This window comes from Streptomyces sp. NPDC059080 (assembly GCF_042739975.1).
In the GTDB taxonomy this organism is placed as follows: Bacteria; Actinomycetota; Actinomycetes; order Streptomycetales; family Streptomycetaceae; genus Streptomyces; species Streptomyces benahoarensis.
The window spans coordinates 256,473-272,996 of the sequence record NZ_JBHYGX010000002.1; the positions used below are offsets into that span (position 1 = coordinate 256,473).

At 73.3% G+C, this 16,524-nt stretch carries 15 protein-coding genes and 1 pseudogene; 10 read left to right on the forward strand and 6 right to left on the reverse strand.

The features are described from left to right. The first annotated feature begins 364 nt into the window (after positions 1-364). The 4 genes from ACFWWQ_RS02235 to ACFWWQ_RS02250 all read left to right on the forward strand — a co-directional run bounded on the left by ACFWWQ_RS02235 (position 365) and on the right by ACFWWQ_RS02250 (position 4,235). The gene (locus ACFWWQ_RS02235; protein ID WP_384588678.1) at positions 365-2,158 is read left to right on the forward strand and encodes a coagulation factor 5/8 type domain-containing protein; all 1,794 of its coding nucleotides are present in this window, start codon (positions 365-367) and stop codon (positions 2,156-2,158) included. Between the two features lie 107 nt (positions 2,159-2,265). Further along, entirely contained in the window at positions 2,266-3,483 is a 1,218-nt protein-coding gene (locus ACFWWQ_RS02240; RefSeq protein WP_384588681.1) for a cytochrome P450, read from the forward strand. 90 nt (positions 3,484-3,573) lie between these two features. Then, positions 3,574-4,053, forward strand: coding sequence for an Lrp/AsnC family transcriptional regulator (locus ACFWWQ_RS02245; RefSeq protein WP_384588684.1), 480 nt, complete (start codon positions 3,574-3,576; stop codon positions 4,051-4,053). Further along, positions 4,050-4,235, forward strand: a complete 186-nt coding sequence (locus ACFWWQ_RS02250) for a DUF2087 domain-containing protein (protein WP_384588687.1) — start codon at positions 4,050-4,052, stop codon at positions 4,233-4,235. Before ACFWWQ_RS02245 ends, ACFWWQ_RS02250 begins: the two co-directional genes overlap by 4 nt. A 6-nt stretch (positions 4,236-4,241) precedes the next feature. Here ACFWWQ_RS02250 and ligD read toward each other — a convergent pair whose 3' ends face one another. After that, entirely contained in the window at positions 4,242-5,246 is a 1,005-nt protein-coding gene (ligD, locus tag ACFWWQ_RS02255) for a non-homologous end-joining DNA ligase (protein WP_384588690.1), read from the reverse strand. A 74-nt stretch (positions 5,247-5,320) separates the two neighbouring features. On the opposite strand from ligD, the gene ACFWWQ_RS02260 reads away from it, so the two are divergent. The 3 genes and pseudogenes from ACFWWQ_RS02260 to ACFWWQ_RS02270 all read left to right on the forward strand — a co-directional run. Beyond that, entirely contained in the window at positions 5,321-6,391 is a 1,071-nt protein-coding gene (locus ACFWWQ_RS02260; protein WP_384588693.1) for an ATP-dependent DNA ligase, read from the forward strand. Between the two features lie 73 nt (positions 6,392-6,464). Further along, positions 6,465-7,190 (forward strand): class I SAM-dependent methyltransferase, encoded by a 726-nt coding sequence (locus ACFWWQ_RS02265; RefSeq protein ID WP_384588696.1) that lies wholly within the window; start codon positions 6,465-6,467, stop codon positions 7,188-7,190. Positions 7,191-7,231: 41 nt separating this feature from the next. Continuing rightward, positions 7,232-7,468, forward strand: a pseudogene (locus ACFWWQ_RS02270) (chitinase); the annotation flags it as partial. A 27-nt stretch (positions 7,469-7,495) separates the two neighbouring features. Here ACFWWQ_RS02270 and ACFWWQ_RS02275 read toward each other — a convergent pair. From ACFWWQ_RS02275 to ACFWWQ_RS02285, 3 genes are all read right to left on the reverse strand, one after another. Further along, the gene (locus ACFWWQ_RS02275; protein ID WP_384588699.1) at positions 7,496-8,023 is read right to left on the reverse strand and encodes a DUF4232 domain-containing protein; all 528 of its coding nucleotides are present in this window, start codon (positions 8,021-8,023) and stop codon (positions 7,496-7,498) included. 256 nt (positions 8,024-8,279) lie between these two features. Further along, the gene (locus tag ACFWWQ_RS02280; RefSeq protein ID WP_384588702.1) at positions 8,280-9,149 is read right to left on the reverse strand and encodes a D-alanyl-D-alanine carboxypeptidase family protein; all 870 of its coding nucleotides are present in this window, start codon (positions 9,147-9,149) and stop codon (positions 8,280-8,282) included. Positions 9,150-9,389: 240 nt separating this feature from the next. Continuing rightward, complete coding sequence (locus tag ACFWWQ_RS02285) at positions 9,390-10,730, reverse strand: MFS transporter (protein WP_384588705.1); 1,341 nt, start codon at positions 10,728-10,730, stop codon at positions 9,390-9,392. A 72-nt stretch (positions 10,731-10,802) separates the two neighbouring features. On the opposite strand from ACFWWQ_RS02285, the gene ACFWWQ_RS02290 reads away from it, so the two are divergent. Next, positions 10,803-11,561: a DeoR/GlpR family DNA-binding transcription regulator gene (locus tag ACFWWQ_RS02290; RefSeq protein ID WP_384588708.1), complete on the forward strand. Its 759-nt coding sequence runs from the start codon at positions 10,803-10,805 to the stop codon at positions 11,559-11,561. A 211-nt stretch (positions 11,562-11,772) separates the two neighbouring features. Beyond that, on the forward strand, positions 11,773-13,968 hold the full coding sequence (locus ACFWWQ_RS02295) for an FUSC family protein (RefSeq protein WP_384588868.1): 2,196 nt from the start codon (positions 11,773-11,775) through the stop codon (positions 13,966-13,968). Positions 13,969-14,061: 93 nt separating this feature from the next. Here the strand turns inward: ACFWWQ_RS02295 and ACFWWQ_RS02300 are convergent, their stop codons facing one another. Next, on the reverse strand, positions 14,062-14,838 hold the full coding sequence (locus ACFWWQ_RS02300; RefSeq protein ID WP_384588711.1) for a LysR substrate-binding domain-containing protein: 777 nt from the start codon (positions 14,836-14,838) through the stop codon (positions 14,062-14,064). A gap of 59 nt (positions 14,839-14,897) precedes the next feature. On the opposite strand from ACFWWQ_RS02300, the gene ACFWWQ_RS02305 reads away from it, so the two are divergent. After that, positions 14,898-15,308, forward strand: coding sequence for a DUF5997 family protein (locus tag ACFWWQ_RS02305; protein ID WP_384588714.1), 411 nt, complete (start codon positions 14,898-14,900; stop codon positions 15,306-15,308). Positions 15,309-15,353: 45 nt separating this feature from the next. Here ACFWWQ_RS02305 and ACFWWQ_RS02310 read toward each other — a convergent pair whose 3' ends face one another. Further along, positions 15,354-16,520: an MFS transporter gene (locus ACFWWQ_RS02310; RefSeq protein ID WP_384588717.1), complete on the reverse strand. Its 1,167-nt coding sequence runs from the start codon at positions 16,518-16,520 to the stop codon at positions 15,354-15,356. Between the last annotated feature and the right edge of the window lie 4 nt (positions 16,521-16,524).

Here is a 16,524-nt window from a genome sequence, read left to right on the forward strand (position 1 = left end):
CGGAAGGGGCCAACGGCCGCGTCGGGGGCAAGGGGCGGGCCGGAGCCCCTATAGGCCGGGAAACCGGAGCCCGCACCGGACGGGAACGGGCCCCGCAGGCACGGAAACGGGCACGGCGGCACGGCGGCGCGGCCCCGGGGCGCCCCGCCCTCAACACCTCCTGAACACAGCCAGCGGAACACGCCCCCGCTCAGCTCCCGCAGAGAAGCCGCAACCCCGCAGGCCAGCCACAGGACACCCCGGAATGGGAACGCCCGTTCCGGGCAGAAGGGTTGACGGTCCGTCCACACACCATGACCATGCTGCGGGCGAGAGAGCGCTCCCCCGCACCTCATGTGTTCACTCCCTGAATCAGGAGGGCTGCATGCCCACTCCCCCCACACCGGAGCGCGCCTCCGGTCCGCCCCGCCGTGCCGTGCTGGCGTCGATGGCCGCCGCGCTGCCGCTGGCCGGTCTGCCGTCCACCGCCTGCGCCGCCACGCCCCCGGCCGCCTCGCGCGGCGCCGGTCCGCTGCCCGGCGGCGGCGATCTCGGCGAGAACGTCCTCGTCTTCGACCCGGCCACGCCCGGTATCCAGGACAAGCTCGACGAGATCTTCCGCAAGCAGGAGAAGGCGCAGTTCGGCACCGGTCGCCACGCGCTGTTCTTCAAGCCGGGCACCTACGACGGGCTCAACGCGCAGCTCGGTTTCTACACCTCGATCGCGGGGCTCGGCCTGTCGCCCGACGACACCACGATCAACGGCGACGTCACCGTCGACGCCGGCTGGTTCGACGGCAACGCCACCCAGAACTTCTGGCGTTCGGCGGAGAACCTCGCGCTGAAGCCGGTGAGCGGCACCAACCGGTGGGCGGTCGCGCAGGCGGCGCCGTTCCGGCGGATGCACGTCAAGGGCGGGCTGAACCTCGCGCCCGACGGGGACGGCTGGGCCAGCGGCGGCTATCTCGCCGACTGCCGCGTCGACGGCACGGTCGAACCGCGGTCGCAGCAGCAGTGGTACACCCGCGACAGTGCCCTCGGTGGCTGGCAGGGCGCCGTGTGGAACATGGTGTTCTCCGGCGTCGAGGGCGCCCCGGCGCAGAGCTTCCCCGATCCGCCGTTCACCACGCTGGACCACACCCCGGTCTCCCGCGAGAAGCCGTTCCTGTACCTCGACGGTGACGCGTACAAGGTGTTCGTGCCCGAGAAGCGGACCGACGCGCGCGGCACCAGCTGGGGCAACGGCACGCCCCGGGGCACCTCGCTGCCGCTCGATCAGTTCTACGTGGCGAAGCCGGACGCGGACGCGGCGACCCTCAACGCCGCCCTCGGCCAGGGGCTCCATCTGCTGCTGACGCCCGGCGTCTACCACCTCGACCGGCCCGTCGAGGTCAACCGCGCCGACACCGTCGTGCTGGGCCTGGGATACGCCACGCTGATACCGCAGAACGGCGTGACGGCGCTGAAGGTCGCCGACGTCGACGGGGTGCGGCTCGCCGGGCTGCTGCTCGACGCCGGGCCGGAGAACTCCCCCACCCTGCTGGAGGTCGGCCCCGAGGGCGCGTCGGCCGCTCATGCGGCGAATCCGACCACGGTGCAGGACGTGTTCGTCCGCGTCGGCGGCGCCGGACCCGGCAAGGTGACCTGCGCGATCGTGATCAACAGCCACGACACGGTCATCGACCATGCCTGGGTGTGGCGCGCCGACCACGGCGAGGGCGTGGGCTGGGACGTCAACCGCGCCGATTACGGCGTACGCGTCAACGGCGACGGGGTGCTGGCGACCGGCCTGTTCGTCGAGCACTTCCGCAAGTACGACGTCCACTGGCGCGGCGAACGGGGCCGCACCGTCTTCTTCCAGAACGAGAAGGCGTACGACGCGCCGAACCAGGCGGCGGTCCAGGACGGCGACACCAAGGGCTTCGCCGCGTATCTCGTGGATGACGCGGTGACCGAGCACGAGGGCTGGGGCCTGGGCAGCTACTGCTTCTACCAGGTGGACCCGTCGATCCGGCAGGACCACGGGTTCGCCGTGCCCGAGGCGCCGGGCGTCAAGCTGCACGGGCTGCTGGTGGTGTCGCTGGGCGGCAAGGGCCAGTACGAGCACGTCGTCAACGGCACCGGCGGGCCGACGTCGGGCGATACGACGGTGCCGTCCACGGTGGTCTCCTTCCCCTGAGCCGAGGCCGGGCGCGCGACGGGCGGGCCTCTGGACGGGCGGGGTGCGGTGGCTTAGCGTCCCGCATGGAAGCGCCAACTCCGTTCAGAAAAGCCGAGGTTGAGTCTGTGACGACCGTTCCGCCGCCGCCCGACATCCTCTCGCCGGAGTTCGCGGCCGCCCCCTACCCGGCCTACCGCGTCCTGCGGGACCACTATCCGCTCCACCACCACGCGGGCACGGACAGCTACCTCCTCTCCCGGTACGCGGACGTGGCGCGGGCGTTCAAGGACCCGGTGTTCACCAGCGACAACTACAGCTGGCAGCTGGAGCCGGCGCACGGCGGCCGCACTCTGCCGCAGATGAGCGGCGCCGAACACGCCGTGCGCCGGGCCCTGGTGGCGCCCGCCTTCCGGGGGCGGGCGCTGCGGGAGCGGTTCCAGCCGCTGATCGAGCGGAACAGCCGCGAACTGCTCGACGCGTTCCGGGACTCCGAGGAGGCCGATCTGGTGGCGCAGTTCGCCACCCGGCTACCGATCAACGTCATCGTCGACATGCTGGGCCTGGACCGCGCCGACCACGATCTCTTCCACGGCTGGTACGGCGCGGTCGTCGGCTTCCTCACCAACCTCGCGCAGGCCCCGGAGGTCGCCGCCGCCGGACTCGCGGCCCGCGACGGACTCGCGGCGTATCTGCGGCCGGTCATCCGGCAGCGGCGGGCGGCGCCCGGCGACGATCTGCTGTCGGAGCTGTGTGCGGCGGAGGTCGAGGGGACCCGGATGAGCGACCGGGACATCACCGCGTTCGTGAGTCTGCTGCTGTCGGCGGGCGGCGAGACGACGGACAAGGCGATCGCCTTGACCGTCCGCAATCTGCTGGCCCACCCCGCGCAGCTCGCGGCGGTCCGCGCCGACCGGAGCCTGGCGCCGATGGCGTTCGCGGAGACGCTGCGGTACTCCCCGCCGCTCCAGATGATCATGCGGCAGCCGTCGGCGGACGTCACGGTCGACGGCGGGACGATCCCGGCAGGCGCGACCGTCACCTGCCTCATCGGCAGCGCCCACCGCGACGAACGGCACTACGCCGACCCCGACACCTTCGACATCTTCCGCACCGACCTGACGGCGTCCACAGCGTTCAGCGCCGCCGCCGGCCATGTGGCATTCGGGCTCGGGCGGCACTTCTGCGTGGGGGCGCTGCTGGCGAAGGCGGAGGTGGAGACCGGTGTCAACCAACTCCTCGACGCGTTCGGGGAGATGCGCTTCGCGGACGGCACCGCGCCGCCGGAGTCCGGGGTCTTCGCCCGCGGCCCCGAAGAGCTGCGGGTGCGCTTCACGGCCGGGTGAGCGCACCACCGCCAGCCGTCGGGCGCCCGGGGCGAGCGGCCATTGCTACAGTCCCCCGGACAGATCCCGCCCCTGGAAAGGCCCGGAAGCATGGCCGTGGACGCCTTGGACGCGAAGATTCTGGGGCTGTTGCTGGAGGCGCCACGGACCAGTGTGCGGGAGTACGCACGGCTGCTGGGCGTGGCCCGCGGGACCGTTCAGGCGCGGCTGGACCGGCTGGAGCGCGACGGCGTGATCACCGGGTACGCGCCGCGGCTCTCCCCCGCCGCGCTGGACCACCCGGTGCTGGCGTTCGTCCACATCGAGGTCACGCAGGGGCATCTGGAGGAGGTCGCCGACGCGTTGGCGGAGGTGCCGCAGATCATCGAGGCGTTCTCGACGACCGGCGGCGGCGATCTGCTGGCGCGGGTGGTGGCCCGGGACGCGGCGCATCTGGAGGACGTCATCCAACGGCTGATCAGCCTGCCGGGCGTGGTACGCACCCGCACCGAGGTGGCGCTGCGGGAGCGGGTGCCGCACCGGATGCTGCCGCTGGTCCAGGACGTCGGCGGGGCGGACCGGGGGCGGTGAGAACGGGGCGGGATGCCGGGTACGCGACGCTCTTCGCAACGGACCGCTCCTCCAGCGAACGCGAGGTCGACGAGGCGCTGTCGACCGTGCACGACGGCTGCTCGGCGCTGCGCCGTCATCCCGTCACCGGCGGACTGCGCTCCCGCACCCGGGACGGCAGCTACCGGTGCGCCACCGGCTGACGGGCGTCACTTCCGGGCCCGGCTCGGCTGGACGCGCTTGGGTTCGCCCTTCACCTTCGGGTGCTCGGGCGGATAGGGCAGGTCGCCGAGGCCGTGGTCGCGCTCGTCGCGGGCGGCCAGCTCCAGCGCCTCGTCCAGCCGGAACGCCTCGTCGTCCATGGCGGCGCGCAGATCGCCGAGTGCGGCGAACCGGTCCGGCATGGTGGCGAGGTCGAAGTCCTCGGGGACGGCGTCGGGGACCTCCTCCCAGCGCAGCGGCGCGGAGACCGGGGCGCGTGCGGAGGGGCGTACGGAGTAGGCGCTGGCGATGGTGCGGTCGCGGGCGGTCTGGTTGTAGTCGACGAAGATCCTGGCGCCGCGCTCCTCCTTCCACCAGGCGGTGGTGATGCGGTCGGGGGCGCGGCGCTCCAGCTCCCGGGCGAGGGCGATGGCCGCGCGCCGCACCTGCGTGAAGTCCCACTCGGGGGCGATCGGCACGAAGACGTGCAGACCGCGGCCGCCGGAGGTCTTGGGCCAGCCGGTCAGGCCCAGCCCGGCGAGGACGTCGCGGAGTTCGAGGGCGGCGCGTACCGCGTCCGCGTAGTCGGTGCCGGGCTGCGGGTCGAGGTCGATGCGGAGTTCGTCGGGGTGCTCGGTGTCGGTGCGCCGCACCGGCCACGGGTGGAAGGTGAGGCAGCCGAGGTTGGCGGCCCACAGGACGGCGGCGGGTTCGGTGGGGCAGATCTCGTCGGCGTACCGGCCGCTGGGGAAGGCGATCCGGCCGGTGGGGATCCAGTCGGGGAGGTTCTTGGGCGCGCGCTTCTGGAAGAAGGACTCACCGGTCACGCCGTCCGGGTGGCGTTGCAGGGTGGTCGGGCGGTCGCGCAGGGCGCGCAGCATGCCGTCGGCGACGGCGAGGTAGTAGCGGGCGACATCGCCCTTGGTGAAGCCGCGCTCGGGGAAGTAGACCTTGTCCGGGTGGGTCACCCGGACCGTCCGTCCGCCCGCCGTCAGCTCCAGTGCGTCTGCCATGGGCCCACGCTAGGCCCGTCGCGGCGGGGCCGCCCGGCGGGCGGCGGGCCGTGCTTCCCCGGACAATCCGGTGCATGGACCTTCCGGTGATGCCGCCCGTGAAACCGATGCTCGCCAAGAGCGCCGCGACCATCCCGCCGGGCCTCCTGTACGAGGCGAAGTGGGACGGCTTCCGGGCGATCGTCTTCCGTGACGGCGACGAGATCGAGCTGGGCAGCCGCTCCGGCAAACCGCTGACCCGCTACTTCCCGGAGGTCGTCGAGGCGCTGCGGGCGCAGGTGCCGCGGCGGTGCGTGCTGGACGGGGAGATCGTCATCGCGCGCGAGCGGCGGCTGGACTTCGATGCGCTGCTGGAGCGGATCCATCCTGCGGAGTCCCGGGTGCGGCATCTCGCCGAGGTGACCCCGGCGAGCTTCGTGGCGTTCGACGTGCTGGCGCTCGGCGACGAGGCGCTGATGCCCGAGCCGCAGCACGCGCGGCGCACCGCGCTGGTCGCGGCGTTGCGGGCGGCGGCGGCGCCGGTCTTCACGGCGCCGGCGACCGACGACACGGAGCTGGCGCGGGAGTGGTTCGAGCGGTTCGAGGGCGCCGGTCTCGACGGCATCGTCGCCAAGCCGCCGCAGCTGCCGTACCGGCCCGGCGAACGGGTGATGACCAAGGTCAAGCACGAGCGGACCGCCGACTGCGTGGTGGCCGGGGTGCGGCATCACAAGAGCGGACCGGTGGTCGGCTCGCTGCTGCTGGGCCTGTACGACGACGCCGGGCGGCTCCAGCACGTCGGGGTTTGCGCGTCGTTCCCGATGCGGCGGCGGCAGGAACTGATGACGGAGCTGGAGCCGCTGCTGATGGCGTCGGTGGCCGGTCATCCGTGGCAGGCGTGGACCAGCGAGGAGGCGCAGGCGTCCGGACGGCTGCCGGGCGGCCCGAGCCGGTGGACCGGCGGCAAGGACCTGTCGTGGCTGCCGCTGCGCCCCGAGCGGGTGCTGGAGGTGGCGTACGACCACATGCAGGGCGACCGTTTCCGGCACACCGCCCAGTTCCGCCGCTGGCGCCCGGACCGCGCACCGGAGAGCTGCACGTACGCGCAGCTGGCGGAGCCGGTGCGGTACGACCTCGGGGAGGTGCTGGGGCGCGAGGGGCGGTGACGGACCGGCGCGGACAGCCGGGCGCAGCCCAACGGGCCCGGGTCGTCGCGTCCCGCCCGTATGCTGATCCGCCATGTTCACCCCTCAAGGCCCCACGCTCCGCGAACTGGCCGTGCAGGCGCTGTCCTCCGTCGAGCGGGGGTACGACCTGCTGGCCCCCACGTTCGACCACACGCCGTTCCGTACGCCGCCCGCGGTGCTGGACGCGACGGCGGCGGCGCTGGCGGCGCTCGGTCCCTTCGAGGACGGGCTCGATGTCTGCTGCGGCACCGGCGCCGGGGTGGAGGTGCTCCGGCGGGTCTGCGGGCGGCGCGTGGTGGGGGTGGATGTCAGCGCCGGAATGCTCGCGGTGGGCCGGGCGGCGCTCGGCGAGGGCGACCGGCCCCGGACGGAGTGGGTACGCGGCGATGCGCGGGCGCTGCCCTTCGCCCCGGCCTTCGATCTGGCGGTGAGTTTCGGCGCGTTCGGGCATTTCCTGCCGCGGGAGTGGCCGGGGTTGTTCGCGCAGGTGCGGGGCGTGTTGCGGCCGGGCGGCCGGTTCGTCTTCCCCGTCGTGGCGCCGGCGCGGCCCGGTTCGGCGCTGTACTGGACGCTGTGGGCGTTCGACGGGGCGATGCGGGTGCGCAACGCGGTGTGGCGGCCGCCGTTCGTCATGTACTACCGGCCGTTCCGGCTGGGCGGGGTCCGTGCGGCGCTGGAGCGGGCCGGGTTCGCGGTCGGGCTGCGGGCGCTGCCGGAGCTGGGGACGCGGCCGGACGGCAGTCCGCGGTGCCGGCTGGTGGTGGCGCGCCGGGACTGACCGCGGGCCGGGCGAGCCCCCTCCCCTTTGGTCCAGACCTCTTGACGAGAGGTCTGGTGGTGCAGGGCACGACCGTCAAGGTGCCCTACGACAAGCAGGTCCCGGGGCTGCCGGCCCAACCGGGCGCCGGAGGAGGTTACATGGCGCCCGGTCAGGTGTCCCAGGCATGGCAGCACTACGCCAACGGCCTCAAGGGCCTGATGACCTGGTCGGTCAACTGGGACGGTTCCAAGGGCTGGACCTTCGGTGACAACGCCAAGGCGCTCCAGGGGCGTTGAGCCGGGATCCGCCGCGTGGGTCGATGCTCAGGGGGTCGGCTTCTTGGCCGCCCAGGCGGTCACGTTGAGCTTGTGGTTGTCGACGGCGTCGTCGAGGGATATGACGCCGTGGGCGTTGCTGCCGGTCGGGGAGACCTGGAGGTACTTGGCCTTCGCGGCGTTCGCACCGCTGTGGGTCCACTCAAGATTGGCGTAGGCGGCCTTGCCCGGCTTGAGGGTGACCTCGTGGACGCCCGGGTCCTTGGCGTAGTAGGTGCTGCCGTGGTGCACGACGGTCCTGAGCGCCTGGTGGCCCTTGCCCTCCAGGGCGAGGCCCGGGTAGCCCTGGAAGGTGCAGGCGGTCCTGCCGGTGTTCTCGGCGACCAGGAAGAACCCCGCGTGGTTCATCCCGGCGGACCCCTCGGGCAGAGGCGCCTGGGAGACCTTCAGGGTGCCCGGGGCGCAGGCGGCGGTGGCGGTCGCGCCGGCCGGGGACGCCGAGGCGACACCCGCACCCGTGACGGCTGCCACGGCGACGGCGGCCGAGGCGAAGGCCGCGATACGCAGACCACGCATGTACATCAACTCCTGTTGTTTCGTGGGTGGTTCGAGGGAAGAAGCAGGCGGGGCGGGCGACGATATCGGCGAACCGGCGCCCCGCTCGTCTACCCTGCGGGGCGAGTCTGGCGGTGCTCCCTAAAGATCGACTAACGCCCCGCTAACGTCGGCGCGTTGACAATCGGCTACCCCAACGCAAAGGGCCCGCCCGTGACTTGTGGTCATGGGCGGGCCCTTGATCCGTCCGGTCAGGCGCCCCGGGCGGAGGGAGCGGTTACTTCTTGAAGCCGTAGTCCATCAGCTTCGTGGCGTCCGCCGTGCGGTTGGCGACCGACGAGGACGTCAGGACGGTGCCGACGACGGTCTTGCCTCCACGCGTGGCGGCGAAGACGAGGCAGTACTTGGCCTGCGGACCGGAGCCGGTCTTGACACCGATGGCGCCGGAGTAGCTGCTCAGCAGGTTGTTGGTGTTCTGCCACGACATGTAGCGGTAGCCACCGCTCTTGGTGGTGACCGTCTGCTTCGTCGCCTTGGTCTTCACGACCGTACGGAACGTGGAGTACCTCAGCGCACTGCTGGCGATCTTGGACAGGTCGCGGGGCGACGAATAGTTCGAGCCGTTGCTGATGCCGTCGAACGAGTCGAAGTGCGTGTTCTTCAGGCCCAGGCTCTTGGCCGTGGCATTCATCTTGCCGATGAACGACTTCACCCGGGCGGCCCGGGTGGAGCCGCTGCCGAACTTGTCGGCAAGGGCGTACGCCGCGTCGCAGCCGGACGGCAGCAGCAGACCGTACAGCAACTGACGGACGGTGACCTTGTCACCGACGATCAGGTGAGCCGAGGAGGCGCTGTTGCGGACGATGTAGTCGCTGTACGCCTTCTGGATCGTGACCTTGGAGTCGAGATTGAGGCCCTTCTGACCCAGCACCACCCGAGCGGTCATGATCTTGGTGGTGGAACCGGTGGAGCGACGGGTGTCGGCGGCCTTGGTGTAGAGCGCCTGGCCCGTGCCGTTGTTCATCACGAAGCCGCCCTTGGCGACGATCGACGGCGCCGTGGGGGTGGCCGCCTGCGCCGGTGCGGCGAGCACACCGGCGGACAGGACGGCACCGGCGGTGACGACTGCCGCGCCGGACCGCCGCATACCTTTGATACTAATTTTCAAGATTTGTACTCCAAATACCCTTGCGGTGCGGCCACATGGGAGGACCGCTCACTCTGGGGACACGCAATACGACTGTATGGATGCACGCCCTGATGCATTCTTTACCATGCGTGAATTCCTGGGGTGCACGGGGGATGAACGCCGTTCCCCGCCCCGGGTACCGGGCGGGGGCACGGAGTCCGTCATACGGGAAAGGTGACCCGGTCAGCTGATGCTCCGTCAGCAAGCCGTGTCGCGGGCCGACGGCCGGGCGGCGCGTCCCTCCCGTACGGGCGCGGCGGGCGGCGGCCGCAGCACCCCGGCCGCGCAGACCGCGACCGCGCAGAACGCCACCGGCAGGAAGAAGGTGAGGTTCAGCGGCAGGACACGGGTGAGCGGGCCGATGACGGCGGGTCCGGCGAGCATGCCGAGGTAGCCGAGGCCGGCGACGCGGGAGACGTTGGCCCCGGCGGCGTCCCGGTCGGCGTGCCCGGCGGCGCTGAACAACTGCGGTACGCAGCCGGAGAGTCCGATGCCGGACACCGCCCAGCCGATCAGCGCCAGCGGCACCCAGGGAGAGAGCGCCGCCACCGTCAGCCCGGTGCCCGCCACCGCCGCGCCGTACCGCAGGACATCGACCGGGCCGTGCCGGGCCGCCACCCGGTCGGTGAGAAGGCGGCCCGCGGTCATCGCGGTGGAGAAGCAGCCGTACGCGAGCGCGGCGGTCGCGGCGGGGGCGCCGAGGATGTCCCGCAGATGCAGCACGCTCCAGTCGTTGGCGACGCCCTCGCAGAGCATCAGCAGCAGCGCGAGTCCGGCGAGCGCGCGGACCCGGGTGGAGGTGCGCCGCCCGCGCCGGGGAGCGGGCTCCGGGCCGGTGGCGGGCCGGCCGTCGGCGGGGCGACCGGCCGCGTCCGGGCCCGGCTCGGGCTCGGGCTCCGGCTCCGGCTCCGGCTCCGGCTCGGGCTCCGGCTCCGGCTCCCGGCGGAGCAGCGCGGGTGCCGCGCAGGCGGTGGCGGCCAGGCCCAGGAGTCCGGCGGCGGCGAGCGTCGCGGCGGGCGGCCAGCCCCGGCCGAGCGCGGGGGCACCGGCCAGCGCCGCGAGGACGCCGCCGAGCGAGAAGGTGGCATGGAAGGCGGACATGACGGGCCGCCGGTAGGCGCGTTCGACCTGCACGGCGTGGACGTTCATCCCGACGTCCAGCGCGCCGTTGCCGAACCCGAGGACGAGGAGCGCCGCGCCCAGCGTCCAGCCGTCGGTGGCCAGACCGGGCAGCACCAGCGCCGTCGCGCAGAGCGCCGCGCCGGACGGGACGATGCGGCGGGCGCCGAACCGGTCGGCGAGCGGGCCGACGAGCCGCATCCCGGCGAAGGCGCCCGCGCCCAGGAGCAGCAGCAGACGGCCGAGGACGGCGTGGTCGACGCCGGTGCGGTGTTCGACCGCGGGGAGGTGAACGATCCACATCCCCATGAGGAAGCCGTTCAGGGCGAAGAAGGCGAAGGTGGCCAGGCGGGCGGCGCGTGGTGGTGACGCTGCGGCAGGGAACGGTCGGTCGTCGGCGGGGCGCGGTCGGTCGTCCATGCCGGGAACGTACCGCACAAGTATTCCGTTCGTAAGATTGCCTTTCGCACATCACAGATGTTCAATTGCGGGGTGGGAAACACCGAACGGCATCAGCGGATCATCGACGCGCTGCGCGAGGCGGGGCGGCTCGGCGTCGCCGAACTCGCCGCGCTCACCGGCGCGTCCGAGATGACCATCCGCCGCGACCTGGAACTCCTCGCCGCCGACGGCGTCCTGGAGCGCTACCGCGGCGGCGCCCGCAGCCTGCTGCTCCGCGGCGAGGAGCCGCCCTTCGCGCTGCGGGCCCGGGAGGGGCAGGAGGCCAAGCGGCGGATCGCCGCCGAGGTCGCCGGGCTGCTGGCCGACGGCGAGTCCGTCGTCCTGGATGCCGGGACGACCTGTCTGGAGGTGGCCCGCGCGCTGGAGCCGCGGCGGCTGACGGTGATGCCGCTCTCCCTGCACGCCGCGAACGCGCTGGCCGCCGCTCCCCTGCTGACGCTGCTGCTGCCCGGCGGACGGCCGCGCCCCGGCGAACTGTCGCTGACCGGCCCGCTCACCCTCGCCTCGCTGGCCGCCGTCCGCTTCGACACCGCCGTCCTCGGCTGCTGCGGGCTGACCGCCGCCGACGGTCTGACCGCGTACGACCTGGACGACGCGGCCGTCAAACGTGCGGCGCTCGCCGCCGCCCGCCGCGTCATCGCCGTCGCCCCGGCGCCGAAGCTCTCCCGTACCGCCCTCGCGACCGTGGCGCCCGCCGACGCGCTCCACACCGTCGTCACCGATGCCCGCGCGCCGCGGGAGGAGACCGAGGCGCTGGACGGGGCGGGGGTGCGCGTGCTGCGCGTCTGACCCTCGTACGGGCCGCCCGGCCGGAAACTTCCTCGCCGGGTGCGCGCGAGCCACCGCCTCTGTCCGGCCCGGGGTCCGCATGCCATGCTGAGGCATCCGCAGGTCAGGGCAGAGGTGGGGAGAGTTCGTCAGCGTGAGCGCAGGGATACGGCGGGGCGCGGCCGGCGTCTGGGACCGATTCGCGGCATCCGACCCCGGGTTGCTGCGGCTGATGGCGGGGCTGCGCACGGTCGCGGCCATCGCGCTGACCCTCACGGTGCTCACGGTGCTCCGCACCGACATGACGCACACCGTCGCGGGGGCGATGACGGCGATGGTCGCCACCTTCGCCATCAAGGAGAAGCAGGTCCGCGATCAGGCGGTGACGCTGGCGCTGGGCCTGCCCGTGGCGCTGGCGGCGGTGTCGCTCAGCGCACTCCTCAACTCCCGCATCGTTGCGGGTGACGCGTTCTTCATCCTGCTGATCTTCGGCGCGGTCTACTGCCGCCGCTTCGGCGACCGCGGCACCGCGCTGGGGCTCATCGGCTTCCAGATCTACTTCGTCTCGCTCTTCGTCGGCTCGTCCGTGGACGGGCTGCCGATGCTCTGCCTGACGCTGGTCCTCGCCTTCGCGTGCAGCGCCGTCGTCCGGTTCGCCGTCGTACCGGAGACGCCGCAGCGCATCCTGCGGCGGCTGCGCGACGCGTTCCGGGCGCGGCTGGCGCAGCTGGTGGCCAGTCAGCTGGAGCTGCTGGACGCCGGGCCCGAGGAGCTGGACGGTGTCGTCGCCGATCTGCGCGAGCGCACCGCCCGGCTGCACGAGGCCGCCCTGATGATCCAGGACCGGCTGGAGGAGGGCACCCGGGACACCGCCACCGCGGCGCTGCTGGAGCGGCGTATCGCGGACGCCGAGATCGCCACCGAGCGGCTGGGCGTTCTGCTGCTCAACGCCCGCAGCGCGGAGCGCGCCAACACCCTGACGCTGCATCTGCCGGACGCGACGGTGGCGACGTCGGGCACCGACCTCATCGCCGCGGACGACAAGGTCACCGCCACCCTCCGCCGTGACCTCAACGCCCTGCACCACCTCGTCACCCACCCCACGTCCGCCGACCGCGGCACCGCCGTCGCCCACGTCCGCAACCGTCTGCTGGGCTACCGCGACGAGGACAAGCTGCCGCGCGCCTCGACCGCCGTCCAGGACGTCTTCCGCGGTCTCGGTGAGGTCGCCCGCGCGGTGCTGGGTCTGCGCCTGGCGCTCGACGGGCCGCAGGACGAGTCCAACGACTCCCCGGCGACGACCCGTTCCCGTGAGGAGTTCGACGCGGAGGACGTGGCGCTCGCCGGTGCCGAGGGGGAGCCGGAGGAGGACCGGACGGGATGGCAGCGGCCCACCACCCGCGCCGCGTGCCAGGTGGCGGTCGGCTCGGTGCTGGCCATGGTCGGCGGTGAGTTCCTCTCCACCCAGCGCTGGTACTGGGCGGTGCTGACCTGCTGGGTGGTCTTCCTCAACACCGCGTCCACCGGCGAGATCCTGGTGAAGGGCTACCGCCGGGTGCTCGGCACGGTCGTCGGCGTGGTCGCCGGTGTGGTGCTGGCCGGTCTGGTCGGCGACCACACCTGGATCGCGTTCGCGCTCGTGCTGCTCTTCATCTTCGCGATGTTCTTCACCGCTCCCCTGTCGTACGCCCTGATGTCGTTCTTCGTCACGGCGATGCTGGGGATGCTCTACACGCTGCTGCACACCTACAGCCCCGACGTCCTGGTGCTGCGCATCGAGGAGACGGCGCTGGGGGCGGTCTGCGGCATCATCGCCGCGATGGTGGTGCTGCCGGTGCACACCGACCGCCGCACCGACGAACTGCTGGGCACCGTCCTGGACCGGCTCGGCGACGTGGTGTCGGCGGCGGTGGAACAGCTCTGCGGCGGGCCCGCATCGGACCTGCTGGGCCGGGCCCGGGACCTGGACACCGCGCTGGACGACCTGCGGGCGTCCACCAAACCGCTGACGCATCCGATCACCCCGCTGCGCGGGCGGCGCCGTACCGCGCGCTATCTGGTGGCGCTGCTGGAGACCTCCGCGTTCCACGCCCGGTCGCTGGCGGCCACCGCCGAGCTGGTGCCGGACAGCCGGAACGTCGCCGCCGACCCGCGGCTGGGCCGGGCCGGGCAGCGGATCGCCCGCAACATCGAAGTGGTCGCCGCCCACGTCCGTGACGAGCCGACCGACGCGAAGGTCGGGGCCGGTGCCAGCATCGCCGCGATCCTGAAGGAGGAGGGCAGCCGCACCCCGCCGACCGGTTCGGTGGCCTCCCGCGTGCTGCGCCATCTCCAGCGTGTCGACGAGGGCGTGGTGGGCCTCGCCCGGCCCCTGGGCGTACCGGTCGACGACGGGACGGAGCCGCAGACGACGGGCGCGCGGGACTGAGGAGGCGTACGGGACGGGCCCGGTCGGAGTGGTGCCGCTCCGACCGGGCCCGTCCTGCCGTGTACCGGTTCCGCCCCGGGCGCTCCCGTACGGCTACGGCCGGCGCCGGGGCGCCCCGCGGCGGGTGCTCTTCGCGCCGCCGGAGCGTGCGGTGCGGCCCTTGGCGGCGCCGCGGCCCCGGCCCGTGTCGCCGCTCTTGCGAGCGGAGCCGTCCTGCCCCTTCCGCGTGCCGGACGTGGGGTGCTCGGCGGTCCGGGCGGCGGGGCGGCCGCGGGTGCTGTTGACGGTGCGGCCGCGGACGATGCCGATGAGGTCCTCGACCAGTTCGGCCGGGTCCTCCTTGGGCCAGGACAGCGCGATGCGGGAGACCGGGGCGTCGGTGAGCGGGCGGTAGGTGAGGTCGCGGCGGTGGTGGAGGCGGGCGAGGGACTGCGGGACGGCGAGCAGCCCGATACCGGCGGCGACCAGCTCGACGGCGTCCGCGGTGGTCTCCGGGCGCGTGAACGCCGCCTCGCCGGGCGGTGTCTCCCAGCCGAGGGTGTCGTCGAGGGGGTGCAGCACCGTCTCGTCGGCCAGATCGGCCGTGGTGACCTCCTCGGCCGCGGTGAGCAGATGATCCTTGGGGACCACGACGACGGTCGTCTCGGTGTAGAGCGGGATGGCGTGGAGGTCGTCGTCGACGGGCAGCCGGACGAAGCCCGCCTCCGCGTCGCGGGCGCGCAGCGCCGCGGGGGCGTCGGCGGCGGACACCGGTACGAGGGTGAGGGGGACGTCCGGCAGCCGCTCCTGCCAGATCCGCACCCATTTACCGGGGATCACGCCGGGGACGTACACGAGGCGGAACGACGGGGATACTTCCGAGCCTGTCACGCCGCAAGGGTATCCGGTCGTGGTCGGCGGCCGCCCCGGCGCTCGATACCCTTGACCTCATGAAGTCCCAGCAGACCACCCAGACCATGAAGCCCGCGACGGCGGCCAAGAAGCTGGGCGTGTACCTCGAGGCCACGCCCGCCGCGTTCCAGGAGGGCGTCGTCTCCCGCGCGGAGCTGAACGCGCTGCAGGCCGAGCCGCCGCAGTGGCTGGCGGACCTGCGCCGCGACGGCCCGCACCCGCGTCCGGTGGTGGCGGCGAAGCTCGGCGTCTCCATCGCGGGCCTCGCCCGGGGCGGCGTCACCGAGCCGCTGACCACCGAGCAGATCGACGCGCTGAAGCAGGAGCAGCCGGAGTGGCTGGTGCGCGAGCGCGCCACCCAGGCCGAGGTGCGCAAGGAAACCGTGCGCATCAAGGAGAAGCAGGCGGCGGAGCAGGCGAAGAAGGAAGCCAAGGACGCACAGTCCTGAGCCCCCGCCGCGTCGCCGGGCCCCGCCGCCCGGCGACGCGTCCGCTCAGGCGGGCCGCGGCCAGCGGATGCGGGTGGCGCACACCGCGACCACCAGCGCCGAGGCGGCGACGGCGGACATCCCCCAGACCAACCCTGCGGCGCCCGCCAGGAAGCCGATGAGCGGCGGGCCGGCGAGCAGCCCGGTGGTGCCCATGGCGGCGACGAGGGTGAGGGCGTCCGAGCCCTGCCGCGCCGCGGCGACGTAGACGCACGGGGTGACCGCGGCGACGCCCAGGCCGACGCAGGCGAAGCCGAGCAGTGCCGGGGCGACGCCGCCGCTCAGCAGCGCCAGGGCGAGCCCGGCGCCCGCGAGGGCGGCGCCGACGCATACGACGCGGCCGTCGCCGAAGCGGCTGCGCCAGCCGTCGGCGAAGAGCCGCGCCACCACCATCATTCCGGAGACGACGGCGATGCCGAGCGGCGCGATCTCCGCGGCGGCGTGCGTCACGTCCGTCAGGTAGAGCGCGGACCAGTCGTTCATGACGCCCTCCGTGAGGGTGCCGAACACCATCGCGCAGCACATCCACAGCGTCACGGCCGTCGGCAGGCGCCAGCCGCCGCGGGGCCGCTCCGTCCTCTCCTTCTCGTCGGCCGCCGGGGGCGGCTCCTCCCGCAGCAGCCGCGGCGCCGCGAAGGCGACCAGCGCGACCAGCAGTACGGCGGCGACGGCGAAGTGCGTGGCCACGGACGGGGTGATCGCGTGGGTGGCGGAGGCCAGCAGCGCCGCGGCCAGGGAGCCGCCGCTGAAGACCGCGTGCAGCCGGGCCATGGCGGTGCGCTCGTGCGCGGCTTCCAGGGCAGCACCCTGGGCGTTCATCGCGACGTTCAGGCAGCCCACCAGGACCCCGTCGACGCACATGACCGCCAGGGCGACCGGGTAGTTCGGCGCGGCGGCCAGCGCGAGGAGCGCCGCCGCCAGGCCGAGGGCTGCCAGCGGTGCGAGACGGTGCGAGCCCAGGCGCCGCATCAGGGCCGCGACCAGCGGGAACGACGCCGCGGCGCCCACCCCGGCGGCCATCAGCAGCAGCCCGACCTCGGCGGCGCTCAGCCCGAGGTCGTGCTTGAGCTGCGGTAGCCGCGCGGTCCAGGTGGCGTACTGGAAGCCGAGGCAGCAGAAGAGCGCGGCGATGGCGCACAGGGCGCGGCGGAACGGGTCGTCGAGTCGGAACACGCGA